The sequence below is a fragment of the Streptomyces sp. NPDC053069 genome, assembly GCF_044546895.1.
In the GTDB taxonomy this organism is placed as follows: domain Bacteria; phylum Actinomycetota; class Actinomycetes; order Streptomycetales; family Streptomycetaceae; genus Streptomyces.
This window is the reverse complement of the sequence record NZ_JBITZN010000003.1, coordinates 405,249-427,323: the sequence shown is the minus strand read 5'-3', so window position 1 is coordinate 427,323 and position 22,075 is coordinate 405,249. Positions and strand designations below refer to the sequence as shown.

The 22,075-nt window shown below is 72.0% G+C and carries 16 protein-coding genes; 11 read left to right on the top strand and 5 right to left on the bottom strand.

Annotated features, from left to right (window positions below):
• Positions 1-64: 64 nt before the first annotated feature.
• Positions 65-1,261 carry a saccharopine dehydrogenase NADP-binding domain-containing protein gene (locus ACIGXP_RS08955; RefSeq protein WP_363217486.1) on the bottom strand — a complete coding sequence of 399 codons (1,197 nt, stop codon included), beginning with the start codon at positions 1,259-1,261 and terminating at the stop codon, positions 65-67.
• 288 nt (positions 1,262-1,549) lie between these two features.
• Between ACIGXP_RS08955 and ACIGXP_RS08950 the strand changes: the two genes are divergently transcribed.
• Genes ACIGXP_RS08950 through ACIGXP_RS08940 form a run of 3 tightly spaced genes read left to right on the top strand, consistent with a single transcriptional unit; the run spans position 1,550 to position 6,202 of the window.
• A complete protein-coding gene (locus ACIGXP_RS08950) occupies positions 1,550-2,710 on the top strand; it encodes a CaiB/BaiF CoA transferase family protein (protein ID WP_399765785.1) in 1,161 nt (386 codons plus the stop codon).
• Positions 2,711-2,753: 43 nt separating this feature from the next.
• The gene (locus ACIGXP_RS08945; protein WP_363217484.1) at positions 2,754-3,968 is read left to right on the top strand and encodes an acetyl-CoA C-acetyltransferase; all 1,215 of its coding nucleotides are present in this window, start codon (positions 2,754-2,756) and stop codon (positions 3,966-3,968) included.
• A 41-nt stretch (positions 3,969-4,009) separates the two neighbouring features.
• Entirely contained in the window at positions 4,010-6,202 is a 2,193-nt protein-coding gene (locus tag ACIGXP_RS08940) for a 3-hydroxyacyl-CoA dehydrogenase NAD-binding domain-containing protein (RefSeq protein WP_399765781.1), read from the top strand.
• On the opposite strand, the gene ACIGXP_RS08935 is transcribed toward ACIGXP_RS08940, so the two are convergent.
• Positions 6,188-6,895 (bottom strand): MerR family transcriptional regulator, encoded by a 708-nt coding sequence (locus ACIGXP_RS08935; protein WP_399765778.1) that lies wholly within the window; start codon positions 6,893-6,895, stop codon positions 6,188-6,190. The two genes, ACIGXP_RS08940 and ACIGXP_RS08935, sit on opposite strands and share 15 nt — an antisense overlap.
• 237 nt (positions 6,896-7,132) lie before the next feature.
• On the opposite strand from ACIGXP_RS08935, the gene ACIGXP_RS08930 reads away from it, so the two are divergent.
• The 3 genes from ACIGXP_RS08930 to ACIGXP_RS08920 are packed head-to-tail and all read left to right on the top strand — an operon-like array spanning position 7,133 to position 10,044.
• Positions 7,133-8,599 (top strand): amino acid permease, encoded by a 1,467-nt coding sequence (locus tag ACIGXP_RS08930; protein WP_399765775.1) that lies wholly within the window; start codon positions 7,133-7,135, stop codon positions 8,597-8,599.
• A gap of 42 nt (positions 8,600-8,641) precedes the next feature.
• Positions 8,642-9,130 (top strand): macro domain-containing protein, encoded by a 489-nt coding sequence (locus ACIGXP_RS08925; RefSeq protein ID WP_399765772.1) that lies wholly within the window; start codon positions 8,642-8,644, stop codon positions 9,128-9,130.
• A complete protein-coding gene (locus ACIGXP_RS08920; RefSeq protein WP_399765769.1) occupies positions 9,127-10,044 on the top strand; it encodes a PfkB family carbohydrate kinase in 918 nt (305 codons plus the stop codon). Before ACIGXP_RS08925 ends, ACIGXP_RS08920 begins: the two co-directional genes overlap by 4 nt.
• A gap of 15 nt (positions 10,045-10,059) precedes the next feature.
• Here ACIGXP_RS08920 and ACIGXP_RS08915 read toward each other — a convergent pair whose 3' ends face one another.
• Complete coding sequence (locus ACIGXP_RS08915; RefSeq protein ID WP_399765767.1) at positions 10,060-11,547, bottom strand: M1 family metallopeptidase; 1,488 nt, start codon at positions 11,545-11,547, stop codon at positions 10,060-10,062.
• 187 nt (positions 11,548-11,734) lie between these two features.
• On the opposite strand from ACIGXP_RS08915, the gene ACIGXP_RS08910 reads away from it, so the two are divergent.
• The 3 genes from ACIGXP_RS08910 to ACIGXP_RS08900 all read left to right on the top strand — a co-directional run bounded on the left by ACIGXP_RS08910 (position 11,735) and on the right by ACIGXP_RS08900 (position 17,019).
• On the top strand, positions 11,735-13,708 hold the full coding sequence (locus tag ACIGXP_RS08910; protein WP_399765764.1) for a Xaa-Pro dipeptidyl-peptidase: 1,974 nt from the start codon (positions 11,735-11,737) through the stop codon (positions 13,706-13,708).
• Positions 13,709-14,277: 569 nt separating this feature from the next.
• Positions 14,278-15,309 (top strand): oxidoreductase, encoded by a 1,032-nt coding sequence (locus ACIGXP_RS08905; protein WP_399765761.1) that lies wholly within the window; start codon positions 14,278-14,280, stop codon positions 15,307-15,309.
• A gap of 69 nt (positions 15,310-15,378) precedes the next feature.
• Positions 15,379-17,019, top strand: coding sequence for an ABC-F family ATP-binding cassette domain-containing protein (locus ACIGXP_RS08900; RefSeq protein ID WP_399765758.1), 1,641 nt, complete (start codon positions 15,379-15,381; stop codon positions 17,017-17,019).
• Positions 17,020-17,103: 84 nt separating this feature from the next.
• On the opposite strand, the gene ACIGXP_RS08895 is transcribed toward ACIGXP_RS08900, so the two are convergent.
• Entirely contained in the window at positions 17,104-19,494 is a 2,391-nt protein-coding gene (locus tag ACIGXP_RS08895; RefSeq protein ID WP_399765755.1) for a Tex family protein, read from the bottom strand.
• Positions 19,495-19,714: 220 nt separating this feature from the next.
• On the opposite strand from ACIGXP_RS08895, the gene ACIGXP_RS08890 reads away from it, so the two are divergent.
• Together ACIGXP_RS08890 and ACIGXP_RS08885 are read left to right on the top strand one after the other, a co-directional pair.
• On the top strand, positions 19,715-20,674 hold the full coding sequence (locus tag ACIGXP_RS08890; RefSeq protein ID WP_399765752.1) for a GlxA family transcriptional regulator: 960 nt from the start codon (positions 19,715-19,717) through the stop codon (positions 20,672-20,674).
• Between the two features lie 12 nt (positions 20,675-20,686).
• Entirely contained in the window at positions 20,687-21,322 is a 636-nt protein-coding gene (locus ACIGXP_RS08885) for a DJ-1/PfpI family protein (RefSeq protein ID WP_399765749.1), read from the top strand.
• Here ACIGXP_RS08885 and ACIGXP_RS08880 read toward each other — a convergent pair.
• Positions 21,309-22,064, bottom strand: a complete 756-nt coding sequence (locus ACIGXP_RS08880) for an enoyl-CoA hydratase/isomerase family protein (RefSeq protein WP_363219386.1) — start codon at positions 22,062-22,064, stop codon at positions 21,309-21,311. The genes ACIGXP_RS08885 and ACIGXP_RS08880 overlap by 14 nt on opposite strands.
• Positions 22,065-22,075 lie beyond the last annotated feature (11 nt).

The window sequence follows — 22,075 nt, the reverse complement described above, 5'->3', positions numbered from 1 at the left end:
AGGAGCGTGTGAGACTTTCCCGGCGGTGGCCGCCGGGAACCGGGGATTTCCGGGTGTGCAAGCCTCAAACGGAGGAGCGGGCGGGGCCGCTGGCCGCGACCCGGAAGGTGATGCCCGCGGCGCGCAGCCGCCCGGTCAGGGCGTCGCCCATCGCCTGCGCCGTGGTGACCTGCCCGGCCGTCGGCGGCAGGTCGTCGAAGGCCAGGCACAACGCCGCCTCGGCGAACATCTTCGCGGTCTCGTCGTAGCCCGGGTCGCCGCCCGCTACCTCCGTGAACACCCGCCGTCCGCCACCCTCACCGACGAAGCGCACCGCGAACCGGCTCCTCGCCCGCCGCTCCGCGCTCGGCCCGTCCCCCGGCCGCAGCCGGCCCGACAGCCAGCGCCTCGCGTACGGCAGCTGGGCGGCCGCCACGACCGCGCCGACCGCGGCGACCCCGCCGAGGGCGACCGGCAGATGCCGCACCGCCGCGTAGTGCCGGTAACGGAAGTCGGGGCCGTACCGTTCGAGAGCCTTCGCCGAGCGGCGCACGATTTGCGGGTCGATGGTCGGCAGGGGCAGCGCCCATGCGCCGACCTCCGCGGCGAACCGGGGCGCACCTGTGGGCGCCGCGACCCGGCGTCCCATCAGCCGCGGCTCGTGCCGGCCCCGCTCGCGTGCGGCGGCCAGCAATTGCCTACCGCGGGCGAACTGGTTCAGCGCCGAGGCCAGGGTGCCCCCGGAGAAGGCCGCGTCGGCGGTCACATAGCCGTCCACAGTCAGCGGCACACCCTCCGGCAGCTGCCGCACCGTGAAGTACACGCCCAAGTCGTGGGGTACGGAGTCGAAGCCGCACGCGTGGACCAGGCGGGCGCCCGTCTCCCGCGCGCGCGTGTCGTGCCGGACGTACATCAGGTCCACGAACTCCGGCTCACCCGTCAGGTCCAGATAGTCGGTCCCGGCGTCCGCGCAGGCGGCGACCAGTTCCTCGCCGTGGAGCACGTACGGTCCGACGGTCGTGGCCACCACGCGCGCGTGTTCGGCGAGGGCGCGCAGGCCGGCCGGTTCGGTCACGTCGGCGCGCAGCACGCCGACCTCCGCCCCGCCGGGCAGCCGCTCACGCAGCCGCTCCAGCTTTCCCTCGTCGCGCCCGGCCACCGCCCAGCGCAGGTCCTTCGGCGCGTGCGCGGCGAGATACTCCGCCGTGAGCGTGCCGACGAACCCGGTGGCTCCGAAGAGCACGAGGTCGTAGCGACGGTCCGTCCTGTTCAGCCTGCTCATGACACCCCTTGCTCCCGCAGCCCGCGCCGCTGTCGGTGGCTGAGGCTAGCGTGAGGAGAGTCAGCGAGGACGACCAGCCCGGAGGCAGCGGTGGCCGCAGCGCGCACGCGCCGACAGCACACGGGGTACAGGCCGCGGTGCACCCCTCTCTCACTCTCCCGGGTGATACGCGGGCGGCCGGGCACTTGGCTAAGCGCTTGCTCGTTGGGGCTTGTGTCCGGTGCGGTGCGTTCCTAGCATCACTGGTGTTACATCAGTTGTGTCACACGTGCTGAGGGGGCTGGACGCATGACGACGGCAGGGACGCCGGCGGCGCCGGGCAGCGGTCCGCTCTCCGGCGTGCGCGTGGTCGAGCTGGCCGGTATCGGGCCGGGCCCGTTCGCCGCCATGCTCCTCGCGGACCTGGGCGCCGACGTGGTCCGGGTGGACCGGCCGGGCGGCCCCGCACTCGCGATCGATCCCGCCCTGGACGTGACCAACCGCAACAAGCGCTCGATCGTGGTCGACCTGAAGGCCGCGGACGGCCCCGCGCGCGTGCTGGACCTCGCCGAGCGGGCCGACATCCTCGTCGAGGGCTACCGCCCGGGCGTCGCCGAGCGCCTCGGCGTCGGCCCCGAGGAGTGCCACGCACGCAACCCCCGCCTGGTCTACGGCCGCATGACCGGCTGGGGACAGGACGGCCCGCTCGCCGACCGCGCGGGCCACGACGTGGCCTACATCGCGCTCACCGGCACCCTCGGCATGATCGGCCGCCCGGACGAGCCCCCGGCCGTCCCGGCCAACCTGCTCGGCGACTACGCGGGCGGTGCCCTCTACCTGGTCGTCGGCGCCCTCGCCGCCCTGCACCACGCGCGCGTGACGGGCGTCGGCCAGGTCGTCGACGCCGCCATCGTGGACGGCACGGCCCACCTGTCCGCGATGATCCACGGCATGCTCGCGGCCGGCGGCTGGCAGGACCGGCGCGCCGCCAACCTCTTCGACGGCGGCTGCCCCTACTACGGCACCTACGAGACCGCCGACGGCAGGTACATGGCGGTCGGTGCCCTGGAGGAGCAGTTCTCCGCGGAGTTCCTGCGCCTCCTGGGCCTGGAGGACCTGGCCGACGCCCGCAGGGACCGGACCCGCTGGAGCGAGCTGCGCGAGCGGATCGCCGCCCGCTTCACGTCCCGCACCCGGGACGAGTGGACGGCCGTCTTCGAGGGCACGGACGCGTGCGTGGCCCCGGTGCTGTCCCTGCGCGAGGCCCCGCACCACCCGCACCTCGCCGCCCGCGGCACCTTCACCGACCACAGCGGCATCACCCAGCCCGCCCCCGCCCCCCGCTTCTCCGCGACCCCCACCGCCATCCGCACCGGCCCGGCCCGGCCCGGCGCGGACACCGGGACGGTGGCCCGCGACTGGGGAATACCCGCACTCGTGAACGAGGACCCGGTCACCGACGCCGACTGACCCCGCCCACCCCGCTCGGCCCACCCCTTCGAAAGGCACACCAGTGAGCACCGAAGCGTACGTGTACGACGCGATCCGCACCCCGCGCGGCCGCGGCAAGGCGAACGGCGCCCTGCACGGCACGAAGCCCATCGACCTGGTCGTCGGGCTCATCCACGAGATCCGCGACCGCTTCCCGGGCCTCGACCCGGCCGCGATCGACGACATCGTGCTCGGCGTCGTCGGACCGGTCGGCGACCAGGGGTCCGACATCGCCCGGATCGCCGCGATCGCCGCCGGACTCCCGGACACGGTCGCGGGCGTGCAGGAGAACCGCTTCTGTGCCTCGGGCCTGGAAGCCGTCAACCTGGCCGCGGCCAAGGTCCGTTCCGGCTGGGAGGACCTGGTCCTCGCGGGCGGCGTCGAGTCCATGTCCCGCGTCCCGATGGCCTCCGACGGCGGCGCCTGGTTCAACGACCCGATGACCAACCTCGCCGTCAACTTCGTCCCGCAGGGCATCGGCGCCGACCTGATCGCCACCATCGAGGGCTTCACCCGCCGGGACGTCGACGAGTACGCGGCCCTGTCCCAGGAGCGCGCCGCCACCGCCTGGAAGGAGGGCCGCTTCGACCGCTCCGTCGTCCCGGTGAAGGACCGCAGCGGCCTGGTCGTCCTCGACCACGACGAACACCTGCGCCCCGGCACCACCGCCGACTCCCTCGCGAAGCTCAAGCCGTCCTTCGCCGACATCGGAGAGATGGGCGGCTTCGACGCCGTGGCGCTGCAGAAGTACCACTGGGTGGAGAAGATCGACCACGTCCACCACGCGGGCAACTCCTCCGGCATCGTGGACGGCGCCTCGCTCGTCGCGATCGGCTCCAAGGAGGTCGGCGAGCGCCACGGCCTCACCCCCCGCGCGCGGATCGTCTCCGCCGCCGTCTCCGGATCCGAGCCGACCATCATGCTCACCGGCCCCGCCCCCGCCACCCGCAAGGCGCTGGCGAAGGCCGGGCTCACCATCGACGACATCGACCTGGTCGAGATCAACGAGGCGTTCGCCGCGGTCGTGCTGCGCTTCGTCAAGGACATGGGCCTCAGCCTCGACAAGGTCAACGTCAACGGCGGCGCCATCGCCCTCGGCCACCCGCTCGGCGCGACGGGCGCGATGATCCTCGGCTCGCTCATCGACGAGCTGGAGCGCCAGGACAAGCGCTACGGCCTCGCCACCCTGTGCGTCGGCGGCGGCATGGGCATCGCCACCATCGTCGAGCGCATCTGAACTCCCCGCGGAACCAACGGACTTCAACGGAGACAACTGTCATGACCGAGAGCACCACCATCCGCTGGGAGCAGGACGACACCGGTGTCGTCACCCTCGTCCTGGACGACCCGCACCAGTCCGCGAACACCATGAACCAGGCGTTCCGGGCCTCCATCACGGCGATCGCCGCACGTGCGGAGGCCGAGCAGGACTCCATTCGCGGCATCATCTACACCTCCGCCAAGAAGACCTTCTTCGCGGGCGGCGACCTCAAGGACATGATCAAGGCCGGTCCCGAGGACGCCCAGCAGGTCTTCGACACCGCCACCGAGATCAAGAACGCGCTGCGCCGCATCGAGACCCTCGGCAAGCCGGTCGTCGCCGCCATCAACGGCGCGGCTCTGGGCGGCGGTTACGAGATCGCCCTCGCCTCCCACCACCGCATCGCCCTGGACGCCCCCGGCTCCAAGATCGGCCTGCCCGAGGTCACGCTCGGCCTGCTGCCGGCCGGCGGCGGCGTCACCCGCACGGTACGCCTGATGGGCATCACGGACGCGCTGCTGAAGGTGCTGCTGCAGGGCACCCAGTACAACCCCCGCCGCGCCCTGGAGAACGGCCTGGTCCACGAGGTGGCCGCCACTGCGGAGGAGATGCTCGCCAAGGCCCGCGCCTTCATCGACGCGCACCCCGAGTCGCACCAGCCCTGGGACGTCCCCGGCTACAAGATCCCGGGCGGCACCCCCGCCCACCCGAAGTTCGCCGCCAACCTGCCCGCCTTCCCGGCCAACCTGCGCAAGCAGACGAACGGCGCCCCCTACCCGGCGCCGCGCAACATCATGGCCGCTGCCGTCGAGGGCTCCCAGGTCGACTTCGAGACCGCGATCACCATCGAGACCCGCTACTTCACCGAGCTGGTCACCGGGCAGACCGCGAAGAACATGATCCAGGCGTTCTTCTTCGACCTCCAGGCCGTCAACTCCGGCGCGAACCGCCCCCAGGGCATCGAGCCCCGCCAGGTCCGCAAGGTCGCCGTCCTCGGCGCCGGCATGATGGGCGCCGGCATCGCCTACTCCTGCGCCCGCGCCGGCATCGAGGTCCTCCTCAAGGACGTCTCCCTGGAGGCGGCCGTCAAGGGCAGGGGCTACTCCGAGCAGCTGTGCGCCAAGGCCGTCGCCAAGGGCCGTACCAGCCAGGAGAAGGCCGACGCGCTGCTCGCCCGGATCACGCCCACCGCCGATGCGTCCGACCTCGCGGGCTGCGACGCGGTGATCGAGGCCGTCTTCGAGGACACCGCGCTCAAGCACAAGGTGTTCCAGGAGATCGAGTCCGTCGTCGCGCCCGACGCCCTGCTGTGCTCCAACACCTCCACCCTGCCCATCACCGCTCTCGCCGAGGGCGTGCAGCGCCAGGCCGACTTCATCGGGCTGCACTTCTTCTCGCCGGTCGACAAGATGCCGCTGGTGGAGATCATCAAGGGGGCGCGCACCGGCGACGAGGCCCTCGCCCGCGCCTTCGATCTGGTCCGGCAGATCAACAAGACGCCGATCGTCGTGAACGACTCCCGCGGCTTCTTCACCTCCCGAGTGATCGGCCACTTCATCAACGAGGGCGTCGCCATGGTCGGCGAGGGCATCGAGCCCGCCTCCGTGGAGCAGGCCGCCGCCCAGGCCGGCTACCCGGCGAAGGTCCTGTCCCTCATGGACGAGCTGACCCTCACCCTGCCGCGCAAGATCCGCAATGAGACCAGGCGGGCCGTGGAGGAGGCGGGCGGCACCTGGACCGCGCACCCGGCGGAGGCGGTCATCGACCGCATGGTCGACGAGTTCGGCCGCACCGGCCGCAGCGGCGGCGCCGGTTTCTACGACTACACCGAGGACGGCAAGCGGGCCGGACTCTGGCCGGGCCTGCGCGAGCACTTCACCAAGCCCGGGTACGAGATCCCCTTCCGGGACATGCAGGAGCGGATGCTCTTCTCCGAGGCGCTCGACACCGTGCGCCTCCTCGAAGAGGGCGTCCTGACCTCGGTCGCCGACGCCAACATCGGCTCGATCCTCGGCATCGGCTTCCCGGGCTGGACCGGCGGTGTGCTCCAGTACATCAACGGCTACGAAGGGGGCCTGCCCGGATTCGTGGCACGCGCGCGTGAACTGGCCGAGCGCTACGGAGAGCGGTTCACCCCGCCCGCGCTGCTCGTCGAGAAGGCGGAGAAGGACGGGAAGGGGGAGCCGTTCAGCGACTCAGTCCGTTCCTGACCCGGTGACCCACTCGCTCAGCTCTTCCCGCAGCGAGCGCTGGAACGTCGTCAGCAGCGCCTGCACCACCAGAGGGTGCATGTGCGCCGACAGGGACCTCACGTCCTGGGCGTCACGCTCCGCCATCTCGCCGCGGAAGAGCTGGGAGAGTTCGTGAGCCGCGGCGCGCGAGTGCTCGATGAGCACCTTGCGCGCCGCGAGGATCGCCTCGTGCGACAGCGGTACGTCGAGGAGCTGCACGCCGAGCCGGAGCAGCCCCGAGTCCACCCGGAAGGCGTCACCCTCCACCTCCGTGACGACGTTCATCGCCGCCAGCCGCTCCACGTCCTCGGCGGCGAGTGGCCGGCCCGCCCGCCGTTCCAGCTCCCGCCGCGACACCGTGTCCACCGCGTCCGGCGCCCAGGACGCCACCACCGCCCGGTGAATGGCCAGGTCGTGCGGGGTGAGGTCGTCCGGCAGCTGCTTCAGGTACCGCTCGATGGCCGACAGGGTCATGCCCTGCTGCTGCAGCTCCTCGATGAGGGCCAGCCGCGCCACGTGGTCCGGCCCGTAGTGTCCCACCCGGCGCGGGCCGATCACCGGCGGCGGCAGCAGACCCTTGCTGCCGTAGAAGCGCACGGTGCGGACCGTGACGCCCGCCCGGGCGGCCAGCTCGTCGATGGTGAGGGGCGTTTCCCCGGCATCGGTCGTCATGTGCAGCAGTATCGCTGTCTCACCGAAGGTGTGAAACCTCGGGTGAACGTCCGGTGAAGCCCGAGTTGATCGTGTGAGAAGTAACGCTCTGTGATGTAGGCCACCGCGTACCGGTGGATTCTTCTGGGAAGCTGCTGCCTTGGTTTGTGCCGCGACTCATCAGGTCGGCGCGGGCCAAGCCCTGCACGTCCCCCGTGGCCCACGAGGTCCGGGCGCACCAGGAAAGTGGTACCACCCGTGAGCAAGGACGCCGTGGACACGGCACAGGCCGTTGCCCCTGCCCAGGCGGCCGCGACGCCCGCGGACGCGGGCGACGCCGGTTACAGCAAGGACCTCAAGGCCCGCCACGTCAACATGATCGCCATCGGTGGCGCCATCGGCACCGGACTCCTCCTGGGCGCCGGCGGCCGACTGCACAACGCCGGTCCGGCCCTCGCCCTGGCCTACCTGGTCTGCGGCGTCTTCGCCTTCTTCGTCGTCCGGGCCCTGGGCGAGCTGGTCCTGTACCGGCCGTCCTCCGGGTCCTTCGTGTCGTACGCGCGCGAGTTCCTCGGCGAGAAGGGCGCGTACGTCGCCGGCTGGATGTACTTCCTGAACTGGTCGACGACCGGCATCGCCGACATCACCGCGATCGCGCTCTACACGCACTACTGGAGCATGTTCACCAGCATCCCCCAGTGGGTGCTCGCCCTGATCGCCCTCGCGGTGGTCCTGGCCGTGAACCTGATCTCGGTGAAGATCTTCGGCGAGATGGAGTTCTGGTTCGCGATCATCAAGGTCGCCACCATCGTCGGCTTCATGCTGATCAGCATTTTCCTGCTCGCCACCCAGCACAAGGTCGGCGGCCACACCCCCGGCCTGAGCGTGATCACCGACAACGGTGGTGTCTTCCCGCACGGCGCGATGCCGGTCGTCCTGGTCATGCAGGGCGTGATCTTCGCCTACGCGGCCCTGGAGCTGGTCGGTGTCGCCGCCGGCGAGACCGCCGAGCCGGAGAAGGTCGTCCCGCGCGCGGTGAACTCGATCATGTGGCGGGTCGGCCTGTTCTACGTCGGCTCGGTCGTGCTGCTCGCCCTGCTGCTGCCCGGCTCGGTGTACTCCGCCGACCAGAGCCCGTTCGTGACCGTGCTGTCCAAGATCGGTGTTCCGGCCGCCGGTGATGTGATGAACCTGGTCGTGCTGACCGCGGCCATGTCCTCGCTGAACTCGGGCCTGTACTCCACCGGCCGCATCCTGCGCTCCATGGCCATGGCGGGCTCCGCCCCGAAGTTCACCGCGCGCATGAACCGCAGCCAGGTGCCCTACGGCGGCATCCTGCTGACCTGCGCGGTCTGTGTGCTCGGCGTCGGCCTGAACTACCTGGTGCCCAGCCAGGCCTTCGAGATCGTGCTGAACGTCGCCTCCCTCGGCATCATCAGCACCTGGGTGATCATCATGGTCTGCCACATGATCTTCGTCCGCCGTGCCCGCGAGGGCCTGGTGACCCGGCCGAGCTTCCAGCTGAAGTTCAGCCCCGTCACCGAGATCGCCACGATCGCCTTCCTGCTGGTCTGCCTCGGCATGATGTGGAACGACCCCGACGTGGGCCGCAAGACCATCCTGCTGATCCCCGTGATCGCCCTCATGCTGGTCGCCGGATGGTTCGGCGTGCGCCGCCGGGTGTCGCAGAACACCGATCAGGAGCTCTCCCAGCTGACGAAGTAGCAGCTCAGAGCCACTGTCAGTGGCATCGCCTACGGTGGCGTCATGTCGGAGATCACATATGTCCGAGGTGACGCCACCGTGCCGTCGGTGAGGGGCGCCAAGGTGATCGCCCACGTCTGCAACGACATCGGCGGGTGGGGGAAGGGATTCGTGCTCGCGCTCTCGCGCCGCTGGCCGGAGCCGGAGGCGGCATACCGCGCCTGGCACCGCGACCGCGCCAAGAACGACTTCGCACTGGGCGCGGTCCAGCTGGTCCGGGTCGAACCGTACGTGTGGGTGGCCAACATGATCGGCCAGCGCGGTGTCAGGAGGGGGAGCAAGGGCGTCCCCGTCCGCTACGAGGCGATCGACAGCGCCCTCGCCCGTCTCGCCGGCGAAGTGATCGGACTCGGCGCGTCCGTGCACATGCCCCGCATAGGCTGCGGCCTGGCGGGCGGCACCTGGTCCCGCGTAGAGCCGCTGATCACCGAGCGGCTGGCGAAGCGGGGGATCAGCGTGACGGTGTACGACCACGGGGAGAGCGGCGGATGAACTCACAGGCCGGTGCGACGGACGTCCTGGTGCTGGGCGGAGCGGGCGTGGACACGATCATCCATGTTCCCGAACTGCCCCTCCCGTACGCCGACAGCTACATGATCGACACCGGGATCCGCACCCGCGCCGGACAGACCGGTGACTTCGTCGCGCTGGGCCTCGCCGCCCTCGGCCTGCGCACCCACCACCTCGACCTGCTCGGCGACGACCCCGAGGGCGACCTCGTGCGTGCCCTGCACCGCGAGCACGGCATCGGGCTGACCGCGCTCCCGCAGCCCGCCGGCACCAAGCGCGCGGTGAACCTCGTCGGCCCGGACGGCCGCCGCCTGTCCCTCTACGACACCAGCCGTGCCCGCCCCGGCGACCGCTTCCCCGCGGACCTGCTGCGCGGGCTGGCCGGGGCGAGCCGGCATGTGCACGTGACCATCACCCAGCCGTGCGGCGACGCGCTGCCGGTGCTCCGCGAGACGGGCCTGCCGCTCTCGACGGACCTGCACGACTGGGACGGCGAGAACCCGTACCACGAGCCGTTCGCCCACGCCGCCGACGTCGTCTTCCTTTCGGCCGCCGCCCTCGCCGACCCCGAGCGGACGATGCGGCGCATCGCCGAGCGGGGCCGGGCCGAGGTCGTGGTCGCCACCGCCGGTGCCGAGGGCGCCCATCTGCTCGCCGACGGCGAGCTCGTCCGGGTGCCCCCGGTGCGACCGCCCGCGCCGGTGGTGGACTCCAACGGCGCGGGTGACGCCTTCGCCGCCGCGTTCCTCTACGGCCGCCTCAGCGGCGAGCCGCCCCACCGATGCGCCCGCTACGGGGCGATCGCCGGGGCGTACGCCTGCACGGTCCCGGCCTCCCGCGCGAAGGCGCTGGGCCGGGAGGAGCTGCTGAAGCGGGCGGCCGAGCCGAGACCGTAGCGGGCCGTGCCCCGGTCAGTGCCCGTGGCCGCCGTGCGCCGCCTCGATCTTCTTCCACGACTTCGGCCGGGCCACCGTGGCCGCCTTCGTCGCCAGCGACCGAGCGGCGGGTGCGGCCGGCTTCGACGGCTGGAACAGCCAGGTGTCGAACAGCGCCGCGAGGGGCTTGCCGGACACCTGCTCGGCATACTTCTGGAAGTCGGCCACCGAGGCGTTGCCGTACGCGTGCTCCTGCGGCCAGCCCTTCAGGATGCGGAAGAACACGTCGTCGCCGACCTCGCCCCGCAGCGCCTGGAGGGCGAGGGCACCCCGGTCGTAGACGGCGGCGTCGAACTGGTTGTCCGGACCCGGGTCACCGGGCTTGACGGTCCAGAAGGCGTCGTCGGCCGGGTGGGAGGCGTACACGTAGTCGGCGAGCTGCTGCGCGGTGCCCTCGCCCTCGTGCTCGGACCACAGCCACTGCGCGTACGTCGCGAAGCCCTCGTTGAGCCAGATGTCCTTCCAGCCCTTCAGCGACACGTCGTCGCCGTACCACTGGTGGGCCAGCTCGTGCACGACCACCGAGGCGTTGGAGCCCTTCGCGAACTGCTTCGGGCTGTAGTAGACGCGGGTCTGGGTCTCCAGCGCGTACCCGGTCGTGGTGTTCGGTACGTACCCGCCGACCGAACCGAACGGATACGGCCCGAAGTAGCCGCTCAGCCAGTCGACGATCTCGCCGGTGCGCTCCACGCTCGCGCGCGCGGCCCCGTCGTTGTCGCCGAGGTCCTTGCTGTAGGCGTTGACGACCGGCACCCCGCCCTCGGACGTACCGGTGGTGATGTCGAACCGGCCGACGGCGAGCGTGGCCAGATAGGTCGCCTGCGGCTTGTTCTCCCGCCAGCTGTAGCGGGTCCAGCCCAGCTTCGAACTCGTCGACTGCAGCGTGCCGTTGGAGATGGCCTGGGTGCCGTCCGGCACGGCCACCGACACGTCGTAGGTGGCCTTGTCGCTCGGATGGTCGTTGCTCGGGAACCACCACCAGGCGGCCTCGGGCTCGTCGGCGGCGACCGCGCCGTCCGGCGTGCGGTGCCAGGCGTTGAAGCCGTAGGCGGTCTTCGTGGACGGTACCCCGCTGTAGCGGACGACGACCGTGATCGGCGTGCCCTTGGCCAGTGGCGTCTTCGGCGTGACGACCAGCTCGTGCTGCCCGGAGGCGGTGAAGGCGGCCTTGGCGCCGTTGACCCGTACCTCGCTCACGTCCAGCAGGAAGTCCAGGTCGAAGCTGGACAGATCCTGCGTGGTCTTCGCCAGGATCGTCGCCGTGCCCTGCAACTCGTCGGTCTTCGGCTGATACTGCAGCCTCAGGTCGTAGTGCGAGACGTCGTAGCCGCCGTTGCCGTAGTCGGGGTAGTAGGGGTCGCCGATGCCCGGCGCGCCGGGGGAGTGGCTCGCGGCCGATGCCGGGATCGCCAGCAGGAGGGAGGCCGCCGCGAGTGCGCCCGGCGCGATGATTCTGCGGTGCACGTCAGCTCCAAGTCTTCAGGACGGTAAGTCCGTTCGGAGAACTCTGTTCGCAGCCTATTCAGTCCCTGTGGCCCCTGACCTGTCCACGGCCCCTGCTGTCACACGATCGCCATTCAGCCGTCATGCGACACGCGAGGCGCCGTAAATCGCACTTCTGCCAGGGAGTTGACCGGAGTACCGTCCGCGCATGCCACTTCGTACGCCGATGAGAACGCGCTTCACGACCTGGAGAACGCTCGCCACCGCGGTCGCCGCCATCCTGACGGCCGCCTTCCTCACCCCGGTCGCCGCACAGGCCGCCACCGGCGCGGGCCCGGCCGGCCGCGAGAGCCGGCCCGTCTACTCCTACGCCCATGCCATCCGCGAGGCCGTGTGGGTGGACACCGGCCTCGACGGGGACGGAGACGGGAAGACCGACCGCGTCGCCGCCGACATCGTCCGGCCCGCCGAACCCGCCCGCCAGGGCCGCAAGGTGCCCGTCATCATGGACGCCAGCCCCTACTACTCCTGCTGCGGTCGCGGCAACGAGAGCCAGAAGAAGACGTACGACGCACAGGGCCACGTCGTCCAGATGCCGCTCTTCTACGACAACTACTTCGTGCCCCGCGGCTACGCCTTCATCGGCGTCGACCTCGCCGGCACCAACCGCTCCGACGGCTGCGTCGACACCGGCGGCCGCTCCGACGTCCAGTCCGCGAAGGCCGTCATCGACTGGCTGAACGGCCGCGCCACGGCCTACACCACCCGGACCGGGGGCAGAACCGTCAAAGCCGCCTGGACCAACGGCAGGACCGGCATGATCGGCAAGAGCTGGGACGCCACGATCGCCAACGGCGTCGCAGCCACCGGCGTCAAGGGCCTGAAGACGATCGTCCCGATCAGCGGTATCTCCTCCTGGTACGACTACTACTTCGCACAGGGCGCCCCCCTGTACGACGGCGGCCCCGACGAACTGGCCGGCTACGTCGAGAGCGACGCGGCGCACGCCCACTGCGCGGCCGTACAGAAGAAACTCGCCGACGGCAGCCCGCGCAGCGGCGACTGGACCGGGCTGTGGACCGAGCGGGACTACGTCAAGGACGCGGCCAAGGTACGCGCCAGCGTGTTCCTGGTGCACGGCATGCAGGACCTCAACGTCCGCACCAAGCACTTCGGCCAGTGGTGGGACGCCCTCGCGAAGCGCGGGGTGCAGCGCAAGATCTGGCTGTCCCAGACCGGGCACGTCGACCCCTTCGACTACCGGCGCGGCGCCTGGGTAGACACCCTGCACCGCTGGTTCGACCACGCACTCCTCGGCTACGACAACGGCATCGACCGCGAGCCGATGGCCGACATCGAACGCCACCCCGACCAGTGGGTCACCTCCCGCGTCTGGCCCCCGCGGACCACCCGCGCCACCGTCCTGCACCCGGCGCCCGGCACCCGGGCCGGCGTCGGCACGCTCGGCCTGCGCCCGGCCACCGGCACGGAGAGCTTCACCGACGACCCGAAGCTGAGCGAGACCGACTGGGCCGCCCACCTGACCACGCCCACGGCCGAGAAGACCGGCTTCCTCACCGCGCCGCTCAGCCATGACCTGCGGCTGTCCGGTTCGTCCGCGGTGACCGTGACCGCGACGCCCACCACCACCTCGGCCCACCTGTCCGCCGTCCTGGTCGACCTCGGCCCGGACACGATCCGCGACTACGCGGACGCGGCCGAGGGCATCACCACGCTCACCGACCGCACCTGCTGGGGCGCGAGCACGGCCGGGGACAGCGCCTGCTTCAAGGAGACGGCGGCCAGGACGGCCAAGGTCGACTACACGGTGTTCAGCCGCGGCTGGGCCGACCTCGGCCACTACGCCTCCCTCGCCAAGGGTGTCCCGCTCACCCCGGGCAAGGCGTACACGATGACTCTGCGTCTCGCGGCCACGGAGCACGTCGTCGCCAAGGGCCACCGCCTCGCCCTGATCATCGCGGGCACGGACAAGGACCTGATCGACCCGCCGTCGACGAAGCCGGCCCTCACGGTGTCCCTGTCCGGTACGACGGCCAGTCTCCCGCTGGTCGGCGGCGCGGCGGCGTTCGCCCGGGCCACATCCGGCACGGCCGCTGTCCACGCGCCGAGCACCCTGAAGGGGGTCCAGCCACCCCGCGCGGTCCCGCACCTCCCGGCATAGTCGCCGCACGGCCGGTACAGGTGCCCTCTCAGGCGGCCGGGAACGCCAACCCGGCCGCCTCCCGCGGGCACCCCGTGCCCCCCTCACCCCGGCCGCCTCCCGTGCGCACTCCCGTGCCACCCCTCAATTGGCCCCGCCGTGCGCGTAGTCGTGCGTCAGAACTCCACCACACCGCCCGCCTCGGCGAGCCGCTCGGGCAGCCACCCCGGACACACCGGCAGCCGCGCCGCGAGAGCACCGGACATGGCCCGCGGTCCCGGCACCCGGCCCGCCACGTGCCCGGTTCGTCCAGGCGCATCCCCAGGTGTACGCCGTCGAGCAGGCGTACGCCCGGCTCCTCCGGCCGCCCCGCGGGCTCCTCGTACACGGTGCGGGACTACAGCGCCCAGGCTCCGGCCCACCGGGCGGGCTGGATGCGGTACGGCCACCACAGGCCGCCGGCGACCGACGAGGCCGTACGCTCGCAGCATGCCGAGGGCGACGGGCGCCGGCCACCAGGCGCACGGCCCGGTCCGGCCGACTCCGGCATGCTGTGCTCACACCCGTGCGGGTGTGGGGATACTCACAGCATGTCTGCCGCATACGCGACCTTCGGCCTGGCACCGGCGATCCGCGCCGGCGGTGTGCTCGCCGACGGCGGCTACCAGGTGCACCGCGACTTCGTGGACTTCGTCGTGGACGGCCGCCCGCTGCTGTTCCGGCTGTCCGACCTCGACGCCGTCTCCCCGCTCGCCTCGGACGTACCCCCCGCCATCTTCACCGAGCAGGTGCGCGCCCTGCTCCTGGAGGCCGAACCACCGCTCCCGGACGGCCGGTTCGTCATCTACGGCTGTCCCGAGTGCGCGGATCTGGGCTGCGGAGCGGTCACCGCCGTCATCGAGCGCGACGGCGAGGACTACATCTGGCGGGACTTCGCCTGGCAGACGGACGAGCATGCCGACCTGGAGCTCAACGGCTACCACGGCATAGGGCCGTTCCGCTTCCACGGCGCCGAGTACCGCGCGGCACTGGGCGCCCTGATGGACGGCTCCGCCACACCCCGCCGCCGGGTGCTGCTGATCGGCGCCCGGGTCGCGGTGCCGGCCAGGCTGGCCGCCGCGCTGCGCACCATCGGCATCGGCGCCGACATCACCCAGGACGCCCGGGCCGTCCCCGCCGAGGAACTGCGCGGCTACGGCGCGGTCGCCTTCGGCCGCGCCGTCGGTGAGGCCGAGAAAGCCGCCGTACTGGAGGCCTTCGAGCGCGCCGGGGTCGACATCGCCCGCGTGGACGGTCTGGCGCCGATCGTGCCGCTGCTCGTCGCGCAGATCGAGCACGCCCTGGACCGCAGCCCGCTGCCCCAGCGCCGGCTCACCGGGCTCACGGCCGACCAAAGCACCGCGGAGGTCGAGGTGACCTCCGCGTGCCGGGTGCGGATCACCGCCTACCGGCTCGACCGGCTCCACCGCACCCGCACCCGCGAGGTGTTCGACGGCGTCCTCGAACCCGGCCGGCACCGCGTCCCCCTCGACCCGAAGGCGGTCAAGGGGGAGGCGTTCGTCGTCGCCCGCACGACGGGAGGTGTGCTCACGGCGCCGGTCGCGGGCGCGAGCCGGGGCTGAGGTGCGGCGCCGGGCCCACCGGAAACACGGCGGGGACGGGGGTGCCCGCCCATTAGGATCGGCTTCCTGATGACTGCCACCCTCGTCGCCAAGAACCTCGCCGCCGGCCACGGCGACCGCTCCCTCTTCTCCGGGCTGGACCTCGTCGTCGCGCCCGGCGACGTGATCGGTCTCGTGGGCGCCAACGGCGCGGGCAAGTCCACCCTGCTGAAGCTGCTCGCCGGTCTCACCGCACCCGAACAGGGCGAACTCAGGCTGTCCCCGCCGACCGCCACCGTCGGCCATCTGCCGCAGGAGCCGGAGCGCAGGCCGGGGGAGACCGTCCGGGAGTTCCTGGCCCGTCGTACGGGTGTCGCCGAGGCCCAGCGGGTCATGGACGAAGCCACTCAGGAACTCGTGGACGGGGCACCCGGCGCCGACGACGCCTACGCCACGGCCCTGGAGCGCTGGCTGGGCCTCGGCGGCGCCGACCTGGAGGAGCGCGCCGAGGAAGTCGCCGACTCCCTCGGTCTCGCCGTCGGCCTGGACCAGCCGATGACGTCCCTGTCCGGCGGCCAGGCGGCCCGCGCCGGCCTCGCCTCCCTGCTGCTGTCCCGCTACGACGTCTTCCTCCTCGACGAGCCCACCAACGACCTCGACCTCGACGGCCTCGAACGCCTGGAACGCTTCGTCACCGGCCTGCGCGCCGGCACGGTCGTCGTCAGCCACGACCGCGAGTTCCTCACCCGCACGGTCACCAAGGTGCTCGAACTGGACCTCGCCCAGCGGCAGATCAACCTCTACGGCGGCGGCTACGAGGCCTACCTGGAGGAACGCGAGGTCTCCCGCCGGCACGCCCGCGATGACTACGAGGAGTACGCCGACAAGAAGGCCGCCCTCCAGGACCGCGCCCAGATGCAGCGGTCCTGGATGGACAAGGGCGTGAAGAACGCCCGGCGCAAGGCGGGCAACGACAACGACAAGATCGGCCGCAAGTTCCGCAGCGAGGCCAGCGAGAAGCAGGCCGCCAAGGCACGCCAGACGCAGCGCATGATCGAGCGCCTGGAGGTGGTCGAGGAGCCGCGCAAGGAGTGGGAGCTGCGCATGGAGATCGCCTCCGCCCCGCGCTCCGGTGCGGTGGTGGCGACCCTGCGCGACGCCGAGGTACGGCGCGGCGACTACACCTTCGGCCCGGTGTCCCTGCAGATCGACTGGGCGGACCGGGTCGCGGTCACCGGGGCCAACGGCGCCGGCAAGTCGACCCTGCTCGGTGCGCTGCTGGGCCGCGTCCCGCTCGATTCCGGGCATGCCGCGCTCGGCTCCGGCGTCCTGGTCGGCGAGGTCGACCAGGCCCGCAAGCTGTTCCACGGCCCCGAGTCCCTGCTGGACGCGTTCTGCGCGGCCGTCCCCGACACCGAACCGGTCGAGGTGCGCACCCTGCTCGCCAAGTTCGGCCTGAAGTCCGGCCATGTGCTGCGTCCGGCCGCGACCCTCTCCCCGGGCGAACGCACCCGCGCCGCCCTGGCCCTCCTCCAGGGCCGGGGCGTCAACCTCCTCGTCCTGGACGAGCCGACGAACCACCTCGACCTGCCCGCCATCGAGCAACTGGAACAGGCCCTCGACACCTACGAGGGCACCCTGCTCCTGGTCACCCACGACCGCCGCATGCTGGACGCGGTCCGGGTGACCCGCCGCCTGGAGGTGGCGGACGGCAAGGTGACCGAGCGGTAGCGCTCCGCTCGGTGGCGCCGGGTCGGCAGGGGTGAAGCGGGCCCCGGGGCTCCGCCCCGGGGCCGCGGCCGAAGCCCCGCAGGGTCAGCGCTTCTTCGGGTCCAGCAGCCCCGCCCGGCGCAACGCGTCCGCCATCGCGCTGTTGGCCGGTGCGGGGGCCTGACGGCCACCCCGGTCAGCGCCCCGGCCCTGCCGCTGGCCCTGTCCGCCGCCCTGCCGCTGCTGCGGCGGACGGGGGCCGCCACCGCCGCGCTGCTGGCGGCCACCGCCCTGCCCCTGTGGCGCCGCCTCGTCGTCCAGGCGCAGGGTCAGCGCGATCCGCTTGCGCGGGATGTCCACGTCGAGGACCTTCACCTTGACGATGTCACCGGGCTTGACGACATCGCGCGGGTCCTTGACGAACGTCCGGGACATCGCCGAGACATGCACCAGGCCGTCCTGGTGGACGCCGACGTCCACGAACGCGCCGAACGCGGCCACGTTCGTCACCACGCCCTCCAGGACCATCCCGGCGGACAGGTCGGAGATCTTCTCCACGCCCTCCTTGAAGGTGGCCGTCCTGAACGCGGGACGCGGGTCGCGGCCCGGCTTCTCCAGCTCCTTCAGGATGTCCGTGACCGTCGGCAGACCGAAGGTGTCGTCCACGAAGTCGGCGGGCTTCAGCGAGCGCAGCACCGCCGTGTTGCCGATGAGGGAAGCCACCTGCCGGCCGGTGGTCTTCACCATGCGGCGCACCACCGGGTAGGCCTCGGGGTGCACACTGGAGGCGTCCAGCGGGTCGGCGCCGTCGCGGATGCGCAGGAAGCCCGCGCACTGCTCGTACGCCTTGGGACCGAGCCGGGCCACCTTCTTCAGTTCGGAACGGGACGTGAACGGGCCGTTGGCGTCCCGGTGCGCCACGATGTTCTCGGCGAGGCCGGACGAGATGCCCGACACGCGCGAAAGCAGCGGCACGGACGCGGTGTTGACGTCGACGCCGACGCCGTTCACACAGTCCTCGACGACCGCGTCCAGCGAGCGGGACAGCTTCACCTCGGACAGGTCGTGCTGGTACTGGCCGACGCCGATGGACTTCGGGTCGATCTTCACCAGCTCGGCCAGCGGGTCCTGCAGCCGCCGGGCGATGGACACCGCGCCGCGCAGCGACACGTCCATGTCGGGCAGCTCCCGCGAGGCGTACTGGGACGCCGAGTACACCGACGCGCCCGCCTCGGACACCATCACCTTGGTGAGCTTCAACTCCGGGTGCTTGGCGATCAGTTCACCGGCGAGCTTGTCGGTCTCGCGGGAGGCGGTGCCGTTGCCGATCGCGACCAGCTCGACCGCGTGCTCCTTGGCGAGCCGGGCCAGCTTGGCGAGGGCCTCGTCCCACTTGTTGGCCGGGACATGGGGGTAGATCACGTCCGTGGCGACGACCTTGCCGGTCGCGTCGACCACGGCGACCTTCACGCCCGTACGGAAACCGGGGTCCAGGCCCAGCGTCGCGCGGGTGCCCGCCGGAGCGGCCAGCAGCAGGTCGCGCAGGTTCGCGGCGAAGACGTTCACCGCCTCGTCCTCGGCGGCCGTACGCAGCCTGAGGCGCAGGTCGATGCCGAGGTGGACGAGGAGACGGGTGCGCCAGGCCCAGCGGACCGTGTCCGTCAGCCACTTGTCGGCGGGCCGGCCCCGGTCGGCGATCCCGAACCGGTGCGCGACGATGCCCTCGTACGACGAAGGCCCGTCCGTGGGCTCCTCCGGCTCCAGGACGAGGTCCAGGACCTCCTCCTTCTCGCCGCGCAGCATCGCCAGGATCCGGTGCGAGGGCAGCTCGGTGAACGGCTCGGCGAAGTCGAAGTAGTCGGCGAACTTGGCGCCCGCCTCCTCCTTGCCCTCGCGGACCTTCGCGGCCAGCCGTCCGCGCACCCACATGCGCTCGCGCAGCTCGCCGATCAGGTCGGCGTCCTCCGAGAACCGCTCGGTGAGGATCGCCCGCGCGCCCTCCAGGGCGGCCTGCGGATCGGCGACCCCCTTGTCGGCGTCCACGAACGCGGCGGCGGCCGCCAGCGGCCCCACCGTCGGGTCGGCCAGCAGGCCCTCCGCCAGCGGCTCCAGGCCGGCCTCGCGCGCGATCTGCGCCTTGGTGCGCCGCTTGGGCTTGTACGGCAGGTAGATGTCCTCCAGCCGCGCCTTGGTCTCGGCGCCGCGGATGCGGGCCTCCAGCTCGTCGGTGAGCTTGCCCTGCTCGCGCACCGACTCCAGGATCGCCGCCCGCCGCTCCTCCAGCTCCCGCAGGTAGCGCAGCCGCTCCTCGATCGTGCGCAGCTGCGCATCGTCGAGCATCTCGGTCGCTTCCTTGCGGTAGCGGGCGATGAAGGGCACCGTCGAACCGCCGTCGAGCAGTTCCACCGCGGCCTTCACCTGCCGCTCCCGTACGCCGAGCTCCTCGGCGATCCTGCCTTCGATGGATCCCGCTCCGATGGATCCGGGTGTCGTCACGATCCCGTACCGCCTTCTCCACTGAGGTTGCGCGGCAATTGTGGCAGGTGACACCGACAACCGGGGATCAGGGCGGTGCGTGGCGGGCCGCCGGCGCCAGGTTCAGGCACGGCCCCCGTGCGCGGCCTTCGGGTACCTCACCGATCCGCCCTCATCCGTGGCAGGAAAGGTGGGAATCATGTCATTGCGGCCACGGGCCGGGCGGCGAAGAATCGACGGCATGGCGCAGCGAACCCTCCTCTTCGTCCTCTTCGACGGTGTGCAGAGCCTCGACGTCACCGGTCCGCTGGAGGTGTTCGCCGGCGCGGAGAACCACACACCGGGCACCTACCGGCTCCGTACCGCCTCCCTGGACGGCGGCCCGGTGCGCACCTCCAGCGGCCTGACCCTCGTACCGGACGAGGCGCTGGCCAGCGCCGCCGACCCGCACACCCTGCTGGTCCCCGGCGGCCAGGGCACCCGCGCCCCCGATCCGCGGCTGATCGAGTGGCTGCGCGTCCGCGGCCCGCGCGCCCCCCGCCTGGTCTCGGTGTGCACGGGCGCCGTCCTGCTCGCCGCCGCCGGACTCCTCGACGGCCGCCGGGCGACGACCCACTGGGCGTACTGCGACAAGCTCGCCCACGACCACCCGGCCGTCGCCGTGGACCCGGAGCCCATCTACGTCCGGGACGGGGACGTCGCCACCTCGGCCGGCGTGACCTCCGGCATCGACCTGGCCCTCGCCCTGGTCGAGGAGGACCTGGACCGGGACGTCGCGCTCGCCGTCGCCCGGCACCTGGTGGTCTTTCTGCGCCGGCCCGGCAACCAGGCCCAGTTCAGCGCCCAGCTCGCCGCCCAGACCGCCCAGCGCGCACCGCTGCGCGAGGTCCAGCGGTGGATCACCGAGCACCCGGCCGGCGACCTCACGGTCGAGTCGCTCGCCGCCAGAGCCCGGCTGTCACCGCGCCACTTTTCGCGCGCCTTCCGCGAGGAGACCGGCATGACACCCGGCCGCTACGTCGACCGGGTCCGCCTGGAACACGCCCGCCGCCTGCTGGAGGACACCGCCGACGGCATCGAGGAGGTCGCCCGCGCCAGCGGCTACGGCACCCCCGAGGCGATGCGCCGCGCCTTCGTCAAGGCCCTCGGTACGGCCCCGGCCGAGTACCGCCGCCGGTTCCGGCCCGCCACCACCCACTGAAAGGACAAGCCCATGCAGATCGCCCTGGTCGTCTACGACCGCTTCACCGCCCTGGACGTCGTCGGGCCCTACGAGATCCTCAGCCGGCTCCCGGACGCGGACCTCACCTTCGTCGCCGAACGGCCCGGCCCCGTACGCACCGATACCGGCTTTCTCGCCCTCACCGCCGACAAGGCCCTCGACGAGGTGCCCCGTCCCGACCTCCTGGTGGTCTCGGGCGGGCCCGGCACCATGGCCCAGCTGGAGAACCCGGCCCTGCTGGACTGGCTGCGCACGGCGGACGCGACGAGTACATGGACGACCTCGGTCTGCTCGGGCTCGCTGCTGCTCGCCGCCGCGGGCCTGCTGCGCGACCGCCGGGCGACCAGCCACTGGGCCGCGCTGGACCTGCTGAAGGAGTTCGGCGCGGAACCGACGGGCGAGCGGGTCGTGACCGACGGCAAGTACGTCACCGCCGCCGGGGTCTCCTCCGGCATCGACATGGCGCTCACCCTGACCGGGCGGATCGCGGGCGACGAACACGCCCAGGCCGTCCAACTGCTGACCGAGTACGACCCCCGGCCGCCGTACGACGCCGGTTCCCCGCAGAAGGCCCCCGCGCACCTCGTCGAGGAACTGCGCGCGGGCAGCCGGTTCAGCCTGACGTAGACACGCTCCAGGTGAAGCGCGGCCGCCTGCGCTCCAGGAACGCGGCGACGCCCTCCGCGGTGTCGCCGCTGCCGCGTGCCTGCTCCGCCCAGTGGGCGTCCCGGTCCGTCCTGCCGTTCGCGAACTCCTTCGCGGCGGCCTGGGTGAGCTGCGAGCGGGAGGCCAGGATCCCGGTCAACTCGGCGACGCGCTTGTCCAGTTCGCCCTCCGGAAGCACCTCGTCCACCAGCCCGGTGGTCAGCGCCCGCCCGGCGTCGATCAACTCGGCAGTGAACAACAGGTACTTGGCCGCGGCGGGACCCACCAGCGACACCAGCCGGCGGGTCGAGGAGGCCGGATAGACGATGCCGAGCCGCGCCGGTGTCACCCCGAACAGGGCGCCCTCCTGAGCCAGCCGCAGATCACAGGCCGCCGCCAGCTGTGCCCCGCCCCCCACGCAGTGCCCGCGTACGGCGGCCAGGGTCGGCTTGGGGAACGCGGCGAGCGCCTCCTCGGCCGCCACGGCGAGTCCCTGGGCCTCCTCGGGTGCCCCCTGGAGCGTGGAGATGTCCGCACCCGCACAGAAGGTTCCGCCTTCCCCGGTGAGCACCAGCGCCCGTACGCCGGGGTCGTGCGCCAGGCCGTCCAGCAGCGGCGGCAGCGACCGCCACATCGTGGCGGTCATGGCGTTGCGCTTGGCCGGGTTGCGGATGACGACGGTGGCGACGGCGCCTTCGACACGGTGCGACAGCTGGGGCTCCATGTGCCGGATGC